The 1,112-nt window shown below is 68.5% G+C and carries 1 protein-coding gene; it reads right to left on the minus strand.

Translation table 11 applies throughout. The features are described from left to right. Positions 1-1,093: condensation domain-containing protein (locus Dsi01nite_RS56635; protein ID WP_239137298.1), on the minus strand; the 1,093-nt coding region annotated here is incomplete at its 3' end. Positions 1,094-1,112 lie beyond the last annotated feature (19 nt).

Raw genomic sequence — 1,112 nt, forward strand, 5'->3', positions numbered from 1 at the left:
CCGGCAGCTCCATGCCCGAATACAACGCCTCCAGCTCACGCAACAGGACGCCCGTCGACCACTCATCGCTGATCACGTGATGCATGGCGATCGCCAACACATGCCGATCCGCAGCCACACGGAGCAACGTCGCGCGGAACAGCGGACCGGTCGCCAGATCGAACAGCGCAGCCGCATCCGCCGTCAACCACGCGTCCACATCCTCGGCCGCGATCTCCACCATCGGCAGATCGAAACGGGACGCCGGGTCGATGAGCTGCCACGGCACACCGTCCGCGTCAACGACCAGCCGCGTGCGCAGGACCTCATGCCGGGTGACCAGCGCCGTCAGCGCGCCGACCAACGCGTCCACGTCGAGTGCGCCGTCCAACGGGACCGTCATCGGCGTGTTGTACTCCAGCGAGTCCGGCTCCAACTGGTGCAGGAACCACAACCGCTGCTGCGCGAACGACAACGGCAGCACCACATCCCGACCCACCGGCACGATCGGCGGCGCGGTGGTCCCCGCCGCCGCCTCGACCACCGCCGCCAGCCCAGCAACCGTCGGACTGTCGAACACGGCCGCCACCGGCACCTCAACCCCGAACAACGCCCGAACCCGCGAAATCACCTGCGTCGCCAGCAACGAATGCCCACCAAGGGCAAAGAAGTTGTCGGTCGCCCCGACCCGATCCACCCCGATCAGCTCCGCCCAGACCCCCGCCAACGCCTCCTGCACCGCGCCGACCGGCTCCACAAACGCCAACACCGGCCGGACCGCGCCCACCGCCGGCAACGCCGCCCGGTCGACCTTCCCATTGGCCGACAACGGCAACTCGGTCAGCTCCACGAACACCGCCGGCACCATGTACTGCGGCAACCGCCCACTCACCCACTCCCGCAACCCATCGGAAGCGCCAACGACATACGCCACCAACCGATCCCCATCAGCGACCACCACCGCCGCCGACACCGCCGGATGCGCGACCAACACGTGCTCGACCTCACCGGGCTCCACCCGATATCCGCGCACGTTGAGCTGCACGTCCGACCGGCCCTGGAACCACAGAAGCCCGTCCTCGCCCCGCCGCACCACATCCCCGGTCCGATACAACCGCGAACCATCACCCGCA

Origin of the sequence: Dactylosporangium siamense (assembly GCF_016862795.1) — a bacterium.
Classification (GTDB): domain Bacteria; phylum Actinomycetota; class Actinomycetes; order Mycobacteriales; family Micromonosporaceae; genus Dactylosporangium; species Dactylosporangium siamense.